Origin of the sequence: Pseudomonas sp. PMCC200344 (assembly GCF_030053095.1) — a bacterium.
GTDB classification, from domain to species: Bacteria; Pseudomonadota; Gammaproteobacteria; order Pseudomonadales; family Pseudomonadaceae; genus Aquipseudomonas; species Aquipseudomonas svalbardensis.
In genome coordinates this window covers 6,161,439-6,180,676 of sequence record NZ_CP125618.1, presented here as the reverse complement: position 1 = coordinate 6,180,676, position 19,238 = coordinate 6,161,439, and the positions used below count along the sequence as shown (strand labels likewise).

The following is a 19,238-nucleotide window of genomic DNA, read 5'->3' as shown; positions in this document are numbered from 1 at the left end:
ATCGCGAGCCTGCTCGCGAAGCTTTTTGAACCGAGGAAAACACAATGCGTGTGTGGATCGATGCCGACGCCTGCCCTCGGGCGGCCAAGGATCTGGTGGTGAAGTTCGCCCTCAAGCGTCAGTTCGAAGTGGTGCTGGTGGCCGGACAGCCGCAGATCAAACCGGGTTTGGCCCTGGTGAAGCTGATCGTGGTGCCAAGCGGTCCGGATGCCGCCGACGACTACCTGGTGGAATACGCGGTCCCTGGCGAATTGGTGATCTGCAGCGATGTGCCGCTGGCCGACCGACTGGTGAAAAAGGGCGTTGCGGCGCTTGATCCACGGGGCAAAGAGTTCGATGCACAGAACATGGGCGATCGGTTGGCGGTGCGTAATCTGTTTACCGATCTACGTGAGCAGGGGCAGATGAGCGGCGGGCCAGCGCCGTTTGGTGAGCGAGAGAAGCAGGCGTTTGCCAATGCGCTGGACCGGATCCTCACGCGGCTTTCCCGTAAATCTTGAGCCTTGTGCTGGACCCTGTGGGAGCGAGCCTGCTCGCGAAGGGGACAGCACATTCAACGATGATGTCGATTGACAGTACGTCTTCGCGAGCAGGCTCGCTCCCACATTTTGATCAGGGTCAGGCGTCGTTTTCGTGGGTCAGTTCGAGCACGCGGTCGACCAGTTTGTTGATGCCGGACGCCGCTTCGCTGATCGATTGCGCCAGCATATAAGCCGGGGTGCACACCAGTTTGCGGGCCTTGTCTTCGACGATGTCGCTCACCGCGCAATCTTTGTGGGTGGCACCCATCTTGTTCATGGCGGCGGCAGTATCGGCGTCATTACCGATGGTGCAGGTCACGCCCGGTCCATAGATCTTCGCCGCGAGCGCCGGCGAGATGCAGATCAGCCCGACCGGTTTGCCGGCCTCGGCAAAGGCTTCAGCCAGCGCCAGGACTTCCGGTTGTACGGTGCAGCCGGCGCCTTCGACGGCGAAGTTCGACAGGTTCTTGGCCGCCCCGAAACCGCCCGGAACGATCAGCGCATCGAAGTCTTCCACGTCCGCTTCGCGGATATCCTTGATGTTGCCTCGGGCGATCCGCGCCGATTCCACCAGCACGTTGCGCGACTCGGGCATTTCTTCGCCGGTCAGGTGATTGATCACATGTAGCTGCGCGATGTTCGGTGCGAAACACTGCACCTGAGCCCCCCGCTGGTCCAGACGCAGCAGGGTGATCACGCTTTCGTGGATCTCGGCGCCGTCGTACACGCCACAGCCGGATAGGATCACTGCAATTTTTTTGCTCATGGGCTTTTCTCCAGATTCATGGCGTTAAATGTCCACTAATTTGTCACTCGTTGCCATAGGGTTAATTCGCGGCTACACCTAGGATCTGTCCTCAAGATTCCGATCAGGGCGCGTCATGGACTTCATTCTGTATGCGGTGCCGTTTTTCTTTGTGCTGATTGCCGTCGAACTGCTGGCCGACCGTTGGCGCGGAGTGAGCAATTATCGTGTGGCGGACGCGATCAACAGCATGAGCACCGGCGTGCTGTCGACCACCACCGGCCTGTTGACCAAAGGCGTCGGTCTGGTGACGTATGCGTTTGCCCTCAAGCACCTGGCGCTGCTCGAACTCTCGGCCGACAGCGTTTGGGTCTGGGTTTTCGCCTTTTTCCTCTACGACTTCTGCTACTACTGGCTGCATCGCATGGGCCATGAACGCAACATCCTCTGGGCGGCGCATTCGGTGCATCACCAGAGCGAGGACTACAACCTGTCCACGGCGCTGCGCCAGACCAGTACCGGCTTCCTGTTGAGCTGGATCTTCTACCTGCCGATGGCCGTGCTCGGCGTGCCGCTGCTGGTGTTCATCAGCGTCGCCTCGCTGAACTTGCTGTACCAATTCTGGGTGCATACCAAACACATTCCCAAGCTCGGCTGGTTCGAGTGGTTCTTTGTCACGCCGTCCAATCATCGGGCCCACCATGCACAGAACGCTCTCTACATGGATCGCAACTACGGCGGGGTGTTCATTATTTGGGACCGTCTATTTGGCTCGTTCCAGGAAGAGGACGATAACGAACCGGTGATTTTCGGTGTTACCACGCCGCTCGCGAGCTGGAATCCGGTGTGGGCGAACGTGCAGTTCTACGCGCAGCTGTGGGATGACGCGCGGCGTGCGCAAAGCAAATGGGACAAGCTGCGCATCTGGTTCATGCGCACCGGTTGGCGGCCGGCGGATGTGGCGGCCAAGTACCCGATGAGCAAGCCAGACCTGAGTCAGTTCCGTAAATTTGAAGTGCCGCTGGACGGGCGTCAGCAGCTTTACGTCGTGTTGCAGTTCTGCGTCTACATCGCGCTGGGCAGCTACTTGATGAACCTGGAGCAAAGTTTGCCAACCTCCGCGCTGGTGCTCGGCTGGAGTGCCGTGGCGCTGGGTATGTTTACGTTGGGCGTGGCCCTGGAGAATCGCCCGTGGGCGCTGAAGCTGGAGCTGCTGCGCCTGGCATCGAATGTGCCGCTGGTGTGGCTGGCGCCGGTCGTTGGGCTGTGGCCGGCCAGCGCGGTGGGCTGGGTCGGCCTGCTGAGTTACAGTCTGCTCAGTGGTATCGGTCTCTACTGTTGCAGAAACCGTTTCACTCGGTTGGCGTCTTAGTCTCGGCAGATTTGGCCAGTTCGGCCTGCTCGTCGGCGTAGATCTTCTTCGCCAGACGGGCGTTCTTGAGACGTCGGCGCAACCACAGGCAAAAGCCCAGTATCAGCAGGGCGCCGAGCACCCACAGCTCGTATTTCTTGACGCTGCCGAGCATGCCTTCGAGCACTGCACCGAAGTGATAGGCGGCCGCAGCCAGCGCCGCGGCCCAGATCGCGGCACCAATCCCGTTGAGCAACAGATAGCGTCCCGGCGGATAGCCCGACAAGCCGATCGCTACCGGCATCACCGTGCGCAGGCCATAGACAAAGCGGAAGCTCAGTACCCAGATGTCCGGGTGCCTGCGGATGTGTTCCAGAGCCCGGTCACCCATCAATTGCCAGCGCGGTTTGCGTGCCAGCAACTTGCGGCCGTGCTTGCGCCCCAGGAAATACCACAGCTGATCACCGGCATAACTGCCGAGGAACGCCACGATCATGACCAATTTGAGGTCCATGTATCCGCGGAACGCGAGGAAGCCTGCGAGCACCAGAATGGTTTCGCCTTCGAAAAACGTGCCGAGAAAAAGGGCGAAGTAGCCGAATTCCTGAAGAAATTGTTGGAGCATTGTCTGGATGCTGGCGAAATGAACGCGCAGCCTAACCCTTCGGGAACATTCATGAAAGTGTCCAAATGTGTCTCGACGTGAACATTTCCTACAAGGACAATGGAATGCGGCTACCTGTCACAGGGGTGCACATAACTGTAATACGTTCGTCATAATGGCCACTTATAACTGTCACGCTCGCCCGCCAGCGCGGGCTCAGGAGTCTGCCGTGAGCTTTACCCCCGCCAACCGTTTGTTTCCTGCAACCCGCCTGCGTCGCAACCGCCGTGATGATTTTTCGCGTCGACTGGTCCGTGAAAACGTTTTGACCGTCGACGATCTGATCCTGCCGGTGTTCGTGCTGGACGGGGAAAACCGTCGCGAAGCAGTGGCGTCGATGCCGGGCGTCGAGCGCCTGACCATCGATCTGTTGCTTGAAGAAGCGGCCAAGTGGGTCGAACTGGGGATTCCGGCATTGGCGTTATTCCCGGTGACGCCGCCGGAGCTCAAGTCTCTGGACGCCGCCGAAGCCTGGAACCCCAACGGCATTGCCCAGCGCGCCACCCGCGCATTGCGGGCGCAGTTCCCTGAGCTGGGCGTGATCACCGATGTCGCCCTGGACCCGTTCACCACCCATGGTCAGGACGGTATTCTCGACGAAGAAGGCTACGTGCAGAACGACATCACCGTCGACGCACTGGTCAAGCAGGCGTTGTCCCACGCCGAAGCCGGCGCTCAGGTGGTGGCCCCGTCGGACATGATGGACGGCCGCATCCAGGCGATCCGCGAAGCGCTTGAACTGGCCGATCACGTCAACGTGCGGATCATGGCTTACTCGGCGAAGTACGCCAGCGCCTATTACGGCCCGTTCCGCGATGCGGTCGGTTCGGCGCTGAACCTGGGCAAGGCCAACAAGGCCTCCTATCAGATGGACCCGGCCAACAGCAACGAAGCCCTGCACGAAGTGGCGGCGGACTTGTCAGAAGGCGCGGACATGGTCATGGTCAAGCCAGGCATGCCGTATCTGGACATCCTCTACCGGGTCAAAGAAGAATTTAAAGTGCCGACCTTTGTTTATCAGGTCAGCGGTGAATATGCCATGCACATGGCGGCAATCCAGAATGGCTGGTTGAGCGAAGGGGTTATCCTCGAATCCCTGACCGCTTTTAAACGTGCAGGCGCTGATGGCATCCTGACTTACTTTGCCGTCCGTGCTGCTCAATTGTTACGAGAGCAAAAATAGCCCTCCCAGGAACATTCGATGAATACCGAAGGACTCACTGAAGTTGCCGTAAAAGATGCTCAACCTGTGGTGGAGCAAATCGCCGAAACCCCGCCGGAACTGGAGCCTGCTGCTCCCGCTGTGGTGGCCGAGCCCGCAATAGCGGCGCCAGCGATTGCCATTCCCGGCCTGGATGACAGCAGCTTGTACATCCATCGCGAGCTCTCGCAACTGCAGTTCAACATCCGCGTGCTGGAGCAGGCGCTGGATGAGTCCTACCCGTTGCTGGAGCGGCTGAAGTTTCTGCTGATCTTCTCCAGCAACCTGGACGAGTTCTTCGAGATTCGTGTAGCCGGTCTGAAGAAGCAGATCACCTTCGCCCGTGAACAGGCCGGCGCCGATGGCCTGCAACCGCACCAGGCCCTGGCCCGCATCAGCGAACTGGTGCACGGTCACGTCGACCGCCAGTACGCGATCCTAAACGACATTCTGTTGCCGGAGCTGGAAAAGCATCAGGTCCGCTTCATCCGCCGGCGTCACTGGACCACCAAGATCAAAACCTGGGTGCGCCGCTATTTCCGCGACGAGATCGCGCCGATCATTACCCCGATTGGCCTCGACCCGACGCACCCGTTCCCATTGCTGGTCAACAAGAGCCTGAACTTCATCGTCGAGCTCGAAGGTATCGACGCCTTCGGCCGCGATTCCGGTTTGGCGATCATTCCGGCGCCACGTCTGTTGCCGCGCGTCATCAAGTTGCCGGAAGAAGTGGGCGGCTCTGGCGACAACTATGTGTTCCTGTCGTCGATGATCCACGCTCACGCCGATGACTTGTTCCAGGGCATGAAGGTCAAGGGCTGCTACCAGTTCCGTCTGACCCGTAACGCCGACCTTTCCGTCGACACCGAAGATGTAGAAGACCTGGCCCGCGCCCTGCGCGGCGAGTTGTTCTCCCGTCGCTACGGTGACGCGGTGCGTCTGGAAGTGGCCGACACGTGCCCGAAACACCTGTCCGACTACTTGCTCAAGCAGTTCAACCTGCACGAAACCGAGCTGTATCAGGTCAACGGTCCGGTCAACCTGACTCGCCTGTTCAGCATCACCGGCCTGGACAGTCAGCGCGCGCTGCAATACATGCCGTTCACGCCGCAGATCCCGAAACTGCTGCAGAACAGCGAGAACATTTTCAGTGTGATCAGCAAGCAGGACATCCTGTTGCTGCACCCGTTCGAGTCATTCACCCCAGTGGTCGACCTGCTGCGCCAGGCTGCCAAGGACCCGCATGTATTGGCGGTCCGTCAGACCCTGTACCGCTCCGGCGCCAACTCGGAGATCGTTGATGCGCTGGTCGATGCTGCGCGTAACGGCAAGGAAGTCACCGCGGTGATCGAATTGCGCGCGCGGTTCGATGAAGAGTCCAACCTGCAACTGGCCAGCCGTCTGCAAGCGGCCGGTGCGGTGGTGATTTACGGCGTGGTCGGCTTCAAGACCCACGCCAAGATGATGCTGATCTTGCGTCGCGAGGCCGGCGAGATTGTCCGTTACGCCCACTTGGGGACCGGCAACTACCACGCGGCCAACGCCCGTCTGTACACCGACTACAGCCTGCTGACGTCCGACGATGCCTTGTGCGAAGACGTCGGCAAATTGTTCAGCCAGTTGATCGGCATGGGCAAAACCCTGCGCATGAAGAAGCTGCTGCACGCGCCGTTCACGCTGAAGAAGGGCATGCTCGACATGATTGCCCGGGAGACCCAGTTCGCCCTCGACGGCAAACCGGCGCACATCATCGCCAAGTTCAACTCGCTGACCGATCCGAAGATCATTCGCGCGCTGTACAAGGCCAGTCAGTCCGGGGTGCGTATCGATCTGGTGGTGCGCGGCATGTGCTGCCTGCGTCCGGGCATCGCCGGGGTTTCGCATAACATCCACGTGCGCTCGATCATCGGGCGTTTCCTGGAGCACACCCGGGTCTTCTACTTCCTCAATGGCGGCGAAGAGCAGATGTTCCTGTCCAGCGCCGACTGGATGGAGCGCAACCTCGACAAGCGCGTCGAGACTTGCTTCCCGGTCGAGGGCAAGAAGCTGATCTTGCGGGTCAAGAAAGAGCTGGAGCTTTATCTCACCGATAACACCCACAGCTGGAGCTTGCAGGCGGACGGCCGTTACATCCGCAACACGCCGACGGGTAACCAGAATCCGCGCAGCGCCCAGGCGACTTTGCTGGAGCGTTTGGGCAGTCCGATTCTGACGGTTCGTTAACGCGAATTATTTGGGCAAAAAAAGGGCGATCCAGGTGGATCGCCCTTTTTTCTTTCAGAAGGTTTCAGCGAACGTTGAGCACGAAGCCGACGCGGGTCAGCCACTCCGCTTCCAGACCGAAGTCAGCCTGGGTCAGCTGGTTTTCGTCCAGCCAGTTTTCCGGGAACAACACATCCAGGCTGTCGCCATTGGCCTGCAGCACAACCTGAGGCATTTCCTGGGTGCCGCGGATGTGATGGAACAGAATCGCAAAGCGCAGCAACACGCACAGGCGAATCAGCTTGATGCCTTCATCGCCGAAGTCGGCAAACTTGTCCCGGGGGATATTGCGTCGGTGGCCACGCACCAATAGCGCGAGCATCAGTTGGTCTTCGCGGGAGAACCCGGCCAGGTCCGAGTGCTCGATCAGGTAGGCGCCATGCTTGTGGTAGTGATAGTGGGCGATGTCCAGGCCCACTTCATGGACCTTGGCGGCCCAGCCCAGCAGTTCGCGCCATACGCCGTCATCCAGATCCCAATCCTCAGCCACTTGATCGAAGGCATGCAACGCCTTGCGCTCAACCCGCGCCGCTTGTTCCAGATCGACGTGATAACGCTCCATCAACGAGCTGAGGGTGCGCTCACGGACGTCTTCGTGATGATGACGGCCCAACAGATCATAGAGCACGCCTTCGCGCAGGGCGCCTTCACAGTGGTCCATGCGTTGCAGTTCGAGTGCGTCGAAGATCGCTTCGAGAATCGCCAGGCCCGCAGGGAAGATCGCCCGGCGGTCAGGCTTGATGCCTTCGAAGTCGATCTTCTCGACGTCGCCGAGCTTGATCAGCTTGCGCTTGAGCCAGGCCAGGCCTTGGGCGTTAACCTCGCCCGTGCCATGACCGCCGGCCTTCAGCGCCAGGCCGATGGCGCGAATGGTGCCCGAGGAGCCGATGGCTTCATCCCAGGTCAGGCGATGCAGTGCGTGTTCGATGCTCATGATCTCCAGCCGCGCCGCCGTGTACGCCTGGGCGTAGCGGGCCGGGGTGATCTTGCCGTCCTTGAAATAGCGCTGGGTGTAGCTGACGCAGCCCATTTGCAGGCTTTCGCGCAGCAGTGGTTCAAAGCGCTGGCCGATGATGAATTCGGTACTGCCGCCGCCGATGTCGGCCACCAGGCGTTTGCCAGGAGTGTCGGCGAGGGTATGGGAAACGCCGAGGTAGATCAGACGCGCTTCTTCACGGCCGGAGATGACTTCCACCGGGTGGCCGAGAATTTCTTCGGCGCGGTGGATGAACTCGGCACGGTTACGGGCTTCACGCAGGGCGTTGGTGCCGACGATCCGCACGGCGCCGGGCGGCATACCGTTGATCAGTTGGGCAAAACGCTTCAGGCAATCAAGCCCGCGTTGCATGGATTCTTCACTGAGCTGGCGCTCATCGTCGATGCCGGCGGCCAGCTGAACCTTCTCCCCGAGTCGTTCGAGAATACGGATTTCGCCGTTCTGGGCCTTGGCCACGACCATGTGAAAGCTGTTGGAGCCCAGGTCGATTGCGGCGATCAGGGACAGATTCTTGGCTTGGGATTGCGGCATGGTCAGGGAGTCTCGGTCGATAACCTCGACATCGTGCCACGATCAAACGCTGCCGCCAACGCGCAGTGTTCAAAGCGTTGATCCAGCGCAGTCATGCAGGTGACCGCTGCGCGGTCAATCGCGAGCAGGCTCGCTCCCACAGGGTTTTGCGTTGCCGCCCATCCTGCGCACGACACAGAACTAATGTGGGAGCGAGCCTGCTCGCGATGGCGTCCTTCAGCCCGCCGCTTCAACTGTGCCAATGAAATTCGCCAGCTCCGCCGTTTGCGGGTTCGCGAACAGAATCTTCGGATCCCCGACCTCATGCACCTTGCCCTGATGCATGAACACCAACTTATCCCCAACCTCCCGGGCAAAACGCATCTCATGGGTGACCATAATCAACGTCATCCCTTCCTTGGCCAGTTTCCGGACCACGCTCAGCACTTCGTTCACCAATTCCGGGTCCAGCGCCGAGGTAATCTCATCGCACAGCAAGACCTTCGGCGACATCGCCAGCGCCCGGGCAATCGCCACCCGCTGTTGCTGCCCGCCAGACAACCGATCCGGGAAGGCATCGAATTTTTCCCCCAGCCCGACCCGCTCCAGCATCTCCCGCGCCAGTTCCGCCGCTTTGGCTTTTGGCACTTTCTGCACCACTTGCGGCGCGAGCATCACGTTCTCGCCGACCGTCAGGTGCGGAAACAGGTTGAACTGTTGAAACACCATCCCGACTTTCTGTCGCAAGCTGCGCAGATCGGCACGGGCGGCGTCGAGGTATTCGCCGTCGACTTCAATCACGCCGTCGTTGATCGATTCCAGGCCATTGAGGGTGCGCAGTAACGTGGATTTTCCCGAGCCGCTGCGGCCGATGATCGCCACGACCTGGCCTTCCTCGACACTCAGGTCGATGCCTCTGAGTACATGGTGGTCACCGTAATATTTATGCAGGGCCGAAATTCTAAGCAGAGGCATGCAGTCTCCTTTCCAGGTAGCGCGCACTGAGGGACAAGGGGTAGCAGAGCAGGAAGTAACCGAGGGCCACGAGGCCGTAGACCATGAACGGTTCGAAGGTCGCGTTGGCGAGCATGCCGCCGGTCTTGGTCAATTCGGTGAAGCCGATGATCGAGGTGACGGCGGTGCCTTTGACCACCTGCACCGAGAAGCCCACGGTCGGTGCCACGGCGATCCGCAGCGCTTGCGGCAGGATCACGTAGCGCAGTTGCTCCAGAGGATTGAGAGCCAGGCTTGATGACGCTTCCCACTGGCCGTTGGGGATCGATTCGACGCAACCACGCCAGATCTCCGCCAGGTAGGCGCTGGTGAACAGCGTCAGGGCAATGGCCGCGGCCATCCACGGCGAAATCTCCACCCCGGCCAACGCCACACCGAAGAACACCAGAAACAGCTGCATCAACAGCGGCGTGCCCTGGAACAGTTCGATATAGGTGCGGGCGAAGCTGCGGGGCAGGGATTGTTTCGAGATGCGCATGACCATGATCAGCAAGCCGATCAGTCCGCCACCGATAAATGCCAGCAGCGACAGCGCCAGGGTCCATTGCAGGCCTGTGAGCAGGTTGCGTACGACGTCCCAGAACGTGAAATCGCTCATTGGCTGGTCCTTGCGCTGCTTCTTGCTATAAACCGGCGGCCGATCCAGTTCAGTAACTGGCGGATCATTAGCGCCATGCACAGGTAGAGCAGCGTGGTTAGGGCGTAGGTTTCAAAGGCGCGGAAGTTGCGCGACTGAATGAAGTTGGCGGCGAAGCTCAGCTCTTCGGTGGCGATCTGCGAACAAACTGCCGAACCCAGCATCACGATGATGATCTGGCTGCTCAATGCCGGCCAAACCTTGCCCAGCGCCGGCAGCAGCACCACGTGGCGAAAGGCTTCGAAGCGCGTCATTGCCAGCGCCGCTGCGGCTTCAAGCTGTCCTCGAGGGATTGCTTGAATGCCGGCGCGGATGATCTCGGTGGAATAGGCGCCCAGGTTGATCACCATCGCCAGCACCGCCGCCTGCCATTCCGAAATCTGCACACCCAGTGACGGCAGGCCGAAGAAGATGAAAAACAACTGCACCAGAAACGGCGTGTTGCGGATCAACTCGACGTAGACCCCAAAAATGCTGGCGAACGGGCGGATGTTCCACGCTCGCACCAGCGCTCCGACGATGCCTAGACCCACCCCGAGCACAGCGCCGATGGCTGTCAGTTCAAGGGTGAACAGCGCACCGCGCAGCAGCAGGTCTGTGTTTTGCACCACCGGTATGAAATCGAACTGATAAGCCATGTTTAGTCTCCGCAACGACGATCAGAGATCGGCCGGCAGCGGCTCTTTGAGCCAGGTTCGGGAGTTCTTTTCCAGCGCGCCGTCAGTCTTGGCGGTGGTGAGGATCTGGTTGACCTTGTCCAGCAGCGCCGGCTCGTTTTTGTTCACGCCGACGTAGACCGGCGAATCCTTGAGCTTCACTTTCAACGCCGGAATACGCTTCGGGTTGCGCTCGCTGATGGTCACCATCACCACGTTGCCGCTGGCGATCAGATCAACTTGCCCGGCGAGGTAAGCGGCGATGGTCGAGTTGTTATCTTCGAAGCGCTTGATGGTCACGCCTTCGGGCGCGACTTTCGTCAGCTCGATGTCTTCGATGGCACCACGGGTGACGCTGATGGTTTTGCCCTTGAGGTCGTCCAGGCCTTTGATGTCGGCATCCGGCGGGCCGAATACGGCGAGGTAGAACGGCGCGTAGGCACGGGAGAAGTCGATGACCTTCTCGCGCTCGGGGTTCTTGCCGAGGCTGGAGATCACCAGATCGACCTTGCCGGTGGTCAGGAACGGAATGCGGTTGGTGCTATTGACCGGCGTCAGCTCGAGTTTGACCTTGAGTTGGTCGGCCAGCAGCTTGGCGGTGTCGATATCGAGGCCGCGCGGCTTCATGTCCGGGCCGACCGAACCGAACGGCGGGAAGTCCTGAGGCACGGCAACCTTGAGGACGCCGCGCTTGACCACATCCTCCAGACCGTCGGCGTGGGCGGGCGCCTGGCTCAGCATCAGGCTGGCAAACAGGGCTTTGATGAGGGCGCTGTAACGCTGGGTCATGGCAAATCTCCGAATCGGCGAGAAGTGAATTCTGCGTATCGACAGAGCATGGGCCGTGCCAATATCGGGTTGTGGAGGCGCAAGGCCACGGTTTTGCTGGTGTCTCTCGGTCTTACTGGTCTGAACAGTTGGGCGGCGTTTCGCACCCCGATAGCGCATCCATAAAAATCTCCGAACCCCCATGGGGCACGTCTTGCCGGGCGTCGCGAATAGCTTTACAACTAACCGCTCATTGGCCTGGTTCGTCTGAAAAACCATGAACTCGATCTTTCGCGCCGTACCTGAAGTGGCGCTGCAAGCCATCCGTAAACTGATCACCGAGCAAGGTTTCGGGCCGGGCGATGCCTTGCCCTCGCAACGGGATTTGGCGGTGCAATTGGGGGTCAGTCGGGCGTCGTTGCGCGAAGCGTTGTCGTCATTGAGTGCGTTGGGGGTGATCAGCATCCAGCCGGGCAAAGGCGTGTTCGTGCAGTCACCGGTTGATTTGCCGCGAGGTGATGCGGCGCTGAGTTGGCCATTTGCGGCACAAGCCTCGCCGCTGGACATCTTTCAGTTGCGCTATGCCCTGGAAGGCTTTGCGGCCGGTTTGGCGGCGGTGACCCTAAGTACTCACGAGCTCGATGCACTGGAAGATAACGTCGCCGCCATGCGCATCGAGTTGAAGGCCGGCGACTTCGAGGCCGCGGCGAGACTGGATTTCGAGTTTCACCGGCGCATCCTGCTGGCGAGCGGCAATCAGGCGATGCTGAGCATTCTGACGGCCAGCGCCGACATCTTTCTAGAGAGCCAGAAACTACCGTTCATCCGGGCAGAGCGGGCCATGGAAACCTGGCAGGAACACCGCAAAATCCTCCGCGCACTGGCCCGGCGGGCGTCCGGGGCAGCGCAGAAGGCCATGCACGAACACGTGCGTAATGCGGCACTGCGCACCGGAATTGCCTTCGTCGCTCCCGCCACCTCGTGACTTGGTCTATACCCAAACTCATGCGGCACCATAGCGAGACTCAATCATCTGCACCTTCCTGAACGAGGGAAGGGCGGCTATGATGGGCCACGTTTTTTTGCTTACAACCTGGAGACTTCCATGAGCAGCGATCTTATTAAACACGTCACCGACGCTAGCTTCGACGTCGACGTCCTCAAGGCCGAAGGCGCTGTACTGGTCGACTACTGGGCTGAATGGTGCGGCCCTTGCAAAATGATCGCTCCTGTTCTGGACGAAATTGCTGAAACCTACAAAGGCAAGCTGACCGTTGCCAAACTGAACATCGACGAGAACCAGGAAACCCCGGCCAAGCACGGCGTGCGTGGTATCCCGACTCTGATGCTGTTCAAGAACGGCAACGTTGAAGCGACCAAGGTCGGCGCACTGTCGAAGTCGCAACTGGCTGCTTTCCTCGACGCCAACATCTAAGCGTCGTTTAAAGCGTCATCAAAAAGGCCCCGCACATCGCGGGGCCTTTTCGTTATTGAGGGCTAGACGCTCCGAAACTCAGGTGGTACATTCGGCCCCGCACTGGTTTCTCCAATGCCCCCTGCTAGCCGTCGCCGACGCACTCCTTTTCGAATAAGTACGCGATCCTGTCGCCTTCTCTGCGGCGCGGCCTCATTAAGCCAAAAGCTTAATTTCCCCCCCTCCATAAATGATTACGTCATTCCTATATGAATCTGACTGAACTCAAGCAAAAGCCGATTACCGAACTGCTCGAATTGGCCGAACAGATGGGCATAGAAAATATGGCCCGTTCGCGCAAGCAGGACGTGATTTTCTCCCTGCTCAAAAAGCACGCTAAAAGCGGCGAGGAAATCTCCGGTGATGGCGTGCTGGAGATTCTCCAGGACGGCTTCGGCTTCCTTCGCTCCGCTGACGCTTCCTATCTCGCCGGCCCAGACGATATCTACGTCTCGCCGAGTCAGATCCGTCGCTTCAACTTGCGCACCGGTGACACCATCGTTGGCAAGATCCGTCCTCCAAAGGAAGGCGAGCGTTATTTCGCGCTGCTCAAGGTCGACACGATCAACTACGATCGTCCTGAGAACGCGAAAAACAAGATTCTCTTCGAGAACCTGACCCCGCTGTTCCCGACCGTGCGCATGAAGATGGAAGCCGGCAACGGTTCCACCGAAGACTTGACCGGTCGTGTCATCGACCTGTGCGCCCCGATCGGTAAAGGCCAGCGCGGTCTGATCGTTGCACCGCCGAAAGCCGGTAAAACCATCATGCTGCAGAACATCGCAGCGAACATCGCTCGTAATAACCCAGAAGTTCATCTGATCGTTTTGCTGATCGACGAACGTCCGGAAGAAGTAACCGAAATGCAGCGCACCGTGCGCGGCGAAGTGGTTGCCTCGACGTTCGACGAGCCGCCAACCCGCCACGTGCAGGTTGCCGAAATGGTGATCGAGAAGGCCAAGCGCCTGGTCGAACACAAGAAGGACGTGGTGATCCTGCTCGACTCCATCACCCGTCTGGCTCGCGCCTACAACACCGTGATCCCGAGCTCCGGCAAAGTACTCACCGGTGGTGTCGATGCTCACGCCCTGGAGAAACCGAAACGTTTCTTCGGCGCCGCGCGGAACATCGAAGAAGGCGGTTCGCTGACCATCATCGCCACCGCGCTGGTTGAAACCGGCTCGAAGATGGACGAAGTGATCTACGAAGAATTCAAAGGCACGGGCAACATGGAACTGCCGCTGGATCGCCGCATCGCTGAAAAACGTGTCTTCCCGGCCATCAACATCAACCGTTCCGGCACCCGCCGCGAAGAGTTGCTGACAGCCGACGACGAGTTGCAACGCATGTGGATTCTTCGCAAGCTGCTGCACCCGATGGACGAAATCGCTGCCATCGAGTTCCTGGTCGACAAGCTGAAAACGACCAAGACCAACGATGAGTTCTTCCTGTCGATGAAACGCAAGTAAGTCGATAGGCTAGCAAAAGCCGGGGAAACCCGGCTTTTTGCTATCTGATTTTTGATCAATGGCAGTTCGTGGTTCTGAATAGAGGGGTTCGGCGCTAAACTGCCACCCCCGAACGGCACGGCCAAAACGAGGCTCACGCATGCAGTATCGCGACTTGCGCGACTTTATCAGCGGTCTGGAAAAGCGCGGCGAACTCAAGCGCATCCAGGTTCCAGTGTCCCCAGTGCTCGAAATGACCGAGGTCTGCGACCGCACCCTGCGTGCCAAAGGTCCGGCCCTGCTTTTCGAAAAACCCACGGGTTATGACATCCCGGTGCTCGGCAACCTGTTCGGCACCCCTGAGCGCGTGGCGCTGGGCATGGGCGCAGAGGCGGTCAGCGAATTGCGCGAGATCGGCAAGCTGCTGGCGTTCCTCAAGGAACCCGAGCCGCCGAAAGGCCTGAAGGATGCCTGGTCCAAGCTGCCGATCTTCCGCAAGATCATCGCCATGGCTCCGAAGGTGGTCAAAGACGCAGTGTGTCAGGAAGTGGTCATCGAAGGCGACGACGTCGACCTCGCGATGCTGCCGGTGCAGACCTGCTGGCCGGGCGACGTCGGCCCGCTGATCACCTGGGGCCTGACCGTCACCAAAGGTCCGAACAAGGATCGCCAGAACCTCGGCATTTACCGTCAGCAAGTGATTGGCCGCAACAAGGTCATCATGCGCTGGCTCAGTCACCGTGGCGGCGCGCTGGATTACCGCGAGTGGTGCGAGAAGCATCCTGGACAGCCGTTCCCGGTGTCCGTGGCGCTGGGCGCTGACCCAGCGACCATTCTCGGCGCGGTGACGCCAGTGCCGGACAGCCTTTCCGAATATGCTTTCGCCGGCTTGTTGCGCGGCAATCGCACCGAACTGGTGAAGTGCCGTGGCAACGACTTGCAGGTCCCGGCCACTGCCGAGATCATCCTTGAAGGTGTGATCCATCCGGGCGAAATGGCCGATGAAGGCCCGTACGGCGACCACACCGGCTACTACAACGAAGTCGACAGCTTCCCGGTGTTCACCGTCGAGCGCATCACCCACCGCATCAAACCGATCTACCACAGCACTTACACCGGCCGTCCACCGGATGAGCCGGCGATTCTCGGCGTGGCGCTGAACGAAGTGTTCGTGCCGATCCTGCAGAAGCAGTTCCCCGAGATCACCGACTTCTACCTGCCGCCCGAAGGCTGCTCGTACCGCATGGCCATCGTGACCATGAAGAAGTCGTATCCCGGCCATGCCAAGCGGGTAATGCTCGGTGTCTGGTCGTTTTTGCGACAGTTCATGTACACCAAGTTCGTTATCGTCACTGATGACGACATCAACGCACGCGACTGGAACGACGTGATCTGGGCCATCACCACGCGCATGGACCCCAAGCGCGACACGGTGATGATCGACAACACGCCGATCGATTACCTGGACTTCGCCTCGCCGGTCTCCGGCCTGGGTTCGAAGATGGGGCTCGATGCCACGCATAAATGGCCGGGCGAAACCACTCGCGAGTGGGGCCGGGTGATCGTCAAGGACGAAGCCGTGACCCAGCGGATCGATGCCATCTGGAATCAGTTAGGAATAGATTGATGCGTGTAACCTTGCAGCCCTCCGGAGCAGTGCTACAGATTCTGCCCGGCGAGCGGATTCTCGATGGCGCGCGGCGTCTGGGCTATGAATGCCCGCAAAGCTGTCGAAACGGCAATTGCCATGTGTGCGCCGCACTGCTGGTGGAAGGGCGGGTCGAACAGGAAGGCGGTGTGCGCGACCATGGCGAGTTCTACACTTGCATTGCAGAGCCGCTGGAAGACTGCATCGTGCTGTGGGATGGCGTGCTTGCGCTGGGAGAATTGCCGGTGCGCAGCTTGTCGTGTCAGGTCATTGAATGCAGGGACGTCGGCGGCGATACCTGGCGTGTGCGTCTGCGAGCGCCGGCCGGCAAGCCGCCGCGCTATCACGCCGGTCAGTACCTGATGATCGAGCGCGAGAACGGCGAGAAATCCGCGTTCTCCCTGGCCTCGGCGCCACATGGCGGGCGTGATCTGGAAATCCATGTGCTGGCGCGCGAAAGCAGTGCGCTGAGCCTGATCGACCAGTTGCAACGCAACCCGATGGTGCGGATCGAAATGCCGTTCGGCGACACCCATCTGGCGGAACTGCCGGAGGGTCCGCTGGTGCTGATCGCTGCGGGCACCGGCATGGGCCAGATCCATAGCCTGATCGAACATTGCCGTGCCGCGGGCTTCAAACATCCGGTGCACCTGTATTGGGGCGTGCGTCGTCCTGAAGATTTTTATGCCATCGAACATTGGGATGAATGGCTGAAACTGCCCAATCTATTCCTGCATAAAGTCGTCAGCGATCAATGCGGCTGGCAGGGGCGCTGCGGGATGTTGCATGAGGCGGTGTGTGAGGACTTCCCGGATCTGAAACCCTTGCATGTCTACGCTAGCGGCTCTCCGGCCATGGTCTACGGCACGCTGGATGCTTTGGTTGAGGCGGGGATGGACGCTCATCAAATGCGTGCGGATGTATTTGCATACGCTCCGCGATCTTGATCCGCGATTTTGATCCTCGATCTTAATCGTTATAACTCTCTATATAGCCGATCGGTATTTATAAAATCTTATAAATGCCGGTAGGTTATATGTCATCCAGGCAAATATTTAAGAACTGTGCCATGGCACTTAAATTGCCTTAAAACATATGTGCCTTATTGTTACAGCGGTGCGTTCTATTAAGTAATTCTTCACCCGCGGGGAGCTGAACGCTAATCGCCATGAGCGCCATCGAATCTGCTTTTTTGAATCTGGCTTACCCTCCGCGGCTCGATCTGGGGCCGCAGCTCACTCACGAACAATTGCTCAACTCAATGCAGTCGACGATGGCGCGCCACAAGGGCGGGCCGGTGTGGCTGTTCGCTTACGGTTCGCTGATCTGGCGTCCTGAATGTGCAGCGGTGGAGCGAGTGCGTGGTCGTGTGCATGGCTACCATCGCGGTTTGTATTTGTGGTCCCACGAACATCGCGGCACGCCCGAAGTGCCTGGGCTGGTGTTCGGCCTGGATCGCGGTGGTTCTTGCAGCGGCTTCGCCTATCGCCTGCCTGAAGAACAACTCGAAGCATCTCTTTACGCACTTTGGCAGCGCGAAATGCCATTCCCGTCCTATCGCCCACACTGGCTCAACTGCCGTCTTGAAGACGGAAGTCAGGTTCAGGCGTTGGGGTTTGTATTGGAGCGGCATCTGCCCAGCTATGCGGGCAACTTGCCGGATCACGTGCTGAGCCACGTGTTCGAAAACGCTTGCGGGCGTTACGGCACTACTCGCGATTATGTCGAGCAGACCGCCCACGCCCTGCGTAGCCACGCCATGCCAGACCGAAATCTGGAGGCGCGGCTCAAGCGCTGCAAATCAAAGGCCGATCAGGCGATTGCTTCGCGACTCTGACTGGCGACTTGTTTGTGCCACAGCGTCGGCGCAAGGAAGGCCATCGCCAGTAAGCATGCGCTAATCAGCAGCACGAAACCGCCATCCCAGCCGAAGTGGTCCACGGTGTAGCCCATCGCTGCACTGGCCGCGACCGAACCACCCAGATAACCGAACAGACCCGTGAAGCCCGCTGCCGTACCGGCGGCTTTCTTCGGTGCCAATTCCAGTGCTTGCAGGCCGATCAGCATCACCGGGCCGTAAATCAGGAAGCCGATCGAGACGAGCGCGATCATGTCGACTGTCGGGTTGCCCGCCGGGTTGAGCCAGTACACCAGGGTCGCAACAGTCACCAATGCCATGAACACCATGCCGGTCAGGCCACGGTTGCCACGGAAGATCTTGTCCGACATCCAGCCGCACAACAGCGTGCCCGGAATACCTGCCCATTCGTAGAAGAAGTAGGCCCACGAGGTTTTATCCACGGAGAAGCCCTTGGCTTCCTTGAGGTAGGTCGGTGCCCAGTCCAGCACGCCGTAGCGCAACAGGTAGACGAAGACGTTGGCCAGGGCGATGTACCAGAGCATTTTGTTGCGTAGCACGTATTTGACGAAGATTTCCTTGGCGCTGAATTCTTCTTCGTGGCTGGCGTCGTAGCCTTCCGGGTAGTCGTTCTTGTACTTCTCGATGGGCGGCAGGCCCACCGATTGCGGGGTGTCGCGCATGGTGACGAAGGCAAACACCGCCACCGCCATGGCGACCGCCGCCGGCACGTAAAACGCTGCGTGCCAGTCATTGAACAGACCCATGCCGAGCAGGAACAGCGGGCCGATCAGGCCGCCACCGACGTTATGCGCCACGTTCCACAAGGACACTACGCCACCGCGTTCCTTCTGCGACCACCAGTGCACCATCGTCCGCCCACTCGGCGGCCAGCCCATGCCCTGGGCCCAGCCATTGATAAAGAGCAGGATGAACATGATGGTCACGCTGGACGTCGCCCAGGGCGCGAAGCCGAAAATGAACATCACACCGGCCGATACCAACAGGCCGAAGGGCAGGAAGAAACGCGGATTGGAACGGTCGGACACGATGCCCATCAGGAACTTGGACAGGCCGTAGGCAATGGCGATGGCCGACAGCGCCAGGCCCAGCTCACCGCGGGTATAGCCCTCTTCGATCAGATAGGGCATGGCCAGGGAAAAGTTTTTGCGCAGCAGGTAATAGCCGGCGTAGCCGATAAAAATCCCGGCGAAGATCTGCCAGCGAAGGCGTCGGTAGGTGTTGTCTATTTTTTCTTCAGGCAATGGAGCCTGATGTGCGGCAGGACGAAAGAAAGCAAACATTCAAGAGCTCCAGATTTCTTGTTTTGACTGCGGATGCGAATGTTACAGTTTCGTTACCGAAAATAGCACCGCTTCGCATCGGCCAAATAGAGGAAATTCTGGAGATTGCATGTTCTTTTATGAACATGTCGCTCAGGTATAAATGTAGGGCGTTGTGGGAAACGTTACTTGCAGGTCTAC

18 protein-coding genes are annotated in these 19,238 nt (G+C 59.4%); 10 read left to right on the top strand and 8 right to left on the bottom strand.

Annotated features, from left to right (window positions below; all coding sequences use genetic code 11):
* The first annotated feature begins 44 nt into the window (after positions 1-44).
* A complete protein-coding gene (locus tag QFW87_RS28415) occupies positions 45-500 on the top strand; it encodes a YaiI/YqxD family protein (RefSeq protein ID WP_084320266.1) in 456 nt (151 codons plus the stop codon).
* Between the two features lie 118 nt (positions 501-618).
* Here the strand turns inward: QFW87_RS28415 and elbB are convergent, their stop codons facing one another.
* The gene (gene elbB, locus QFW87_RS28410; RefSeq protein WP_095126974.1) at positions 619-1,287 is read right to left on the bottom strand and encodes an isoprenoid biosynthesis glyoxalase ElbB; all 669 of its coding nucleotides are present in this window, start codon (positions 1,285-1,287) and stop codon (positions 619-621) included.
* A gap of 115 nt (positions 1,288-1,402) precedes the next feature.
* Between elbB and QFW87_RS28405 the strand changes: the two genes are divergently transcribed.
* Entirely contained in the window at positions 1,403-2,638 is a 1,236-nt protein-coding gene (locus QFW87_RS28405) for a sterol desaturase family protein (protein ID WP_283189387.1), read from the top strand.
* Here QFW87_RS28405 and QFW87_RS28400 read toward each other — a convergent pair.
* Entirely contained in the window at positions 2,619-3,242 is a 624-nt protein-coding gene (locus QFW87_RS28400) for a DedA family protein (protein ID WP_283189386.1), read from the bottom strand. The two genes, QFW87_RS28405 and QFW87_RS28400, sit on opposite strands and share 20 nt — an antisense overlap.
* Positions 3,243-3,450: 208 nt before the next feature.
* Here QFW87_RS28400 and hemB point away from each other — a divergent pair, with 208 nt between their 5' ends.
* Both hemB and ppk1 read left to right on the top strand, forming a co-directional pair.
* Positions 3,451-4,464, top strand: coding sequence for a porphobilinogen synthase (gene hemB, locus QFW87_RS28395; RefSeq protein ID WP_008150323.1), 1,014 nt, complete (start codon positions 3,451-3,453; stop codon positions 4,462-4,464).
* A gap of 18 nt (positions 4,465-4,482) precedes the next feature.
* On the top strand, positions 4,483-6,705 hold the full coding sequence (gene ppk1, locus QFW87_RS28390) for a polyphosphate kinase 1 (protein ID WP_283182133.1): 2,223 nt from the start codon (positions 4,483-4,485) through the stop codon (positions 6,703-6,705).
* Positions 6,706-6,769: 64 nt separating this feature from the next.
* Here ppk1 and ppx read toward each other — a convergent pair whose 3' ends face one another.
* The 5 genes from ppx to QFW87_RS28365 all read right to left on the bottom strand — a co-directional run bounded on the left by ppx (position 6,770) and on the right by QFW87_RS28365 (position 11,347).
* Positions 6,770-8,272 (bottom strand): exopolyphosphatase, encoded by a 1,503-nt coding sequence (ppx, locus tag QFW87_RS28385; protein ID WP_283182132.1) that lies wholly within the window; start codon positions 8,270-8,272, stop codon positions 6,770-6,772.
* 216 nt (positions 8,273-8,488) lie between these two features.
* Positions 8,489-9,226 carry an amino acid ABC transporter ATP-binding protein gene (locus QFW87_RS28380; RefSeq protein WP_283189385.1) on the bottom strand — a complete coding sequence of 246 codons (738 nt, stop codon included), beginning with the start codon at positions 9,224-9,226 and terminating at the stop codon, positions 8,489-8,491.
* Positions 9,213-9,863: an amino acid ABC transporter permease gene (locus tag QFW87_RS28375; RefSeq protein WP_283182130.1), complete on the bottom strand. Its 651-nt coding sequence runs from the start codon at positions 9,861-9,863 to the stop codon at positions 9,213-9,215. Before QFW87_RS28375 ends, QFW87_RS28380 begins: the two co-directional genes overlap by 14 nt.
* The gene (locus QFW87_RS28370) at positions 9,860-10,540 is read right to left on the bottom strand and encodes an amino acid ABC transporter permease (RefSeq protein WP_283189384.1); all 681 of its coding nucleotides are present in this window, start codon (positions 10,538-10,540) and stop codon (positions 9,860-9,862) included. Before QFW87_RS28370 ends, QFW87_RS28375 begins: the two co-directional genes overlap by 4 nt.
* A gap of 21 nt (positions 10,541-10,561) precedes the next feature.
* Positions 10,562-11,347 carry a transporter substrate-binding domain-containing protein gene (locus tag QFW87_RS28365; RefSeq protein ID WP_283189383.1) on the bottom strand — a complete coding sequence of 262 codons (786 nt, stop codon included), beginning with the start codon at positions 11,345-11,347 and terminating at the stop codon, positions 10,562-10,564.
* Positions 11,348-11,603: 256 nt separating this feature from the next.
* On the opposite strand from QFW87_RS28365, the gene QFW87_RS28360 reads away from it, so the two are divergent.
* The 6 genes from QFW87_RS28360 to QFW87_RS28335 all read left to right on the top strand — a co-directional run bounded on the left by QFW87_RS28360 (position 11,604) and on the right by QFW87_RS28335 (position 17,733).
* Complete coding sequence (locus QFW87_RS28360) at positions 11,604-12,311, top strand: FadR/GntR family transcriptional regulator (RefSeq protein ID WP_283182127.1); 708 nt, start codon at positions 11,604-11,606, stop codon at positions 12,309-12,311.
* A 120-nt stretch (positions 12,312-12,431) separates the two neighbouring features.
* On the top strand, positions 12,432-12,761 hold the full coding sequence (gene trxA / locus QFW87_RS28355) for a thioredoxin TrxA (RefSeq protein ID WP_008150340.1): 330 nt from the start codon (positions 12,432-12,434) through the stop codon (positions 12,759-12,761).
* A 248-nt stretch (positions 12,762-13,009) separates the two neighbouring features.
* Positions 13,010-14,269, top strand: coding sequence for a transcription termination factor Rho (gene rho / locus QFW87_RS28350; RefSeq protein WP_007942421.1), 1,260 nt, complete (start codon positions 13,010-13,012; stop codon positions 14,267-14,269).
* A gap of 139 nt (positions 14,270-14,408) precedes the next feature.
* Positions 14,409-15,875: a 4-hydroxy-3-polyprenylbenzoate decarboxylase gene (ubiD, locus tag QFW87_RS28345; protein WP_056738783.1), complete on the top strand. Its 1,467-nt coding sequence runs from the start codon at positions 14,409-14,411 to the stop codon at positions 15,873-15,875.
* Complete coding sequence (locus QFW87_RS28340) at positions 15,875-16,843, top strand: CDP-6-deoxy-delta-3,4-glucoseen reductase (RefSeq protein ID WP_283189382.1); 969 nt, start codon at positions 15,875-15,877, stop codon at positions 16,841-16,843. The genes ubiD and QFW87_RS28340 overlap by 1 nt, the downstream gene beginning before the upstream one ends.
* A gap of 221 nt (positions 16,844-17,064) precedes the next feature.
* Positions 17,065-17,733: a gamma-glutamylcyclotransferase gene (locus QFW87_RS28335; protein ID WP_033060635.1), complete on the top strand. Its 669-nt coding sequence runs from the start codon at positions 17,065-17,067 to the stop codon at positions 17,731-17,733.
* Here the strand turns inward: QFW87_RS28335 and glpT are convergent.
* On the bottom strand, positions 17,709-19,058 hold the full coding sequence (gene glpT, locus QFW87_RS28330; protein ID WP_283189381.1) for a glycerol-3-phosphate transporter: 1,350 nt from the start codon (positions 19,056-19,058) through the stop codon (positions 17,709-17,711). The two genes, QFW87_RS28335 and glpT, sit on opposite strands and share 25 nt — an antisense overlap.
* Positions 19,059-19,238 lie beyond the last annotated feature (180 nt).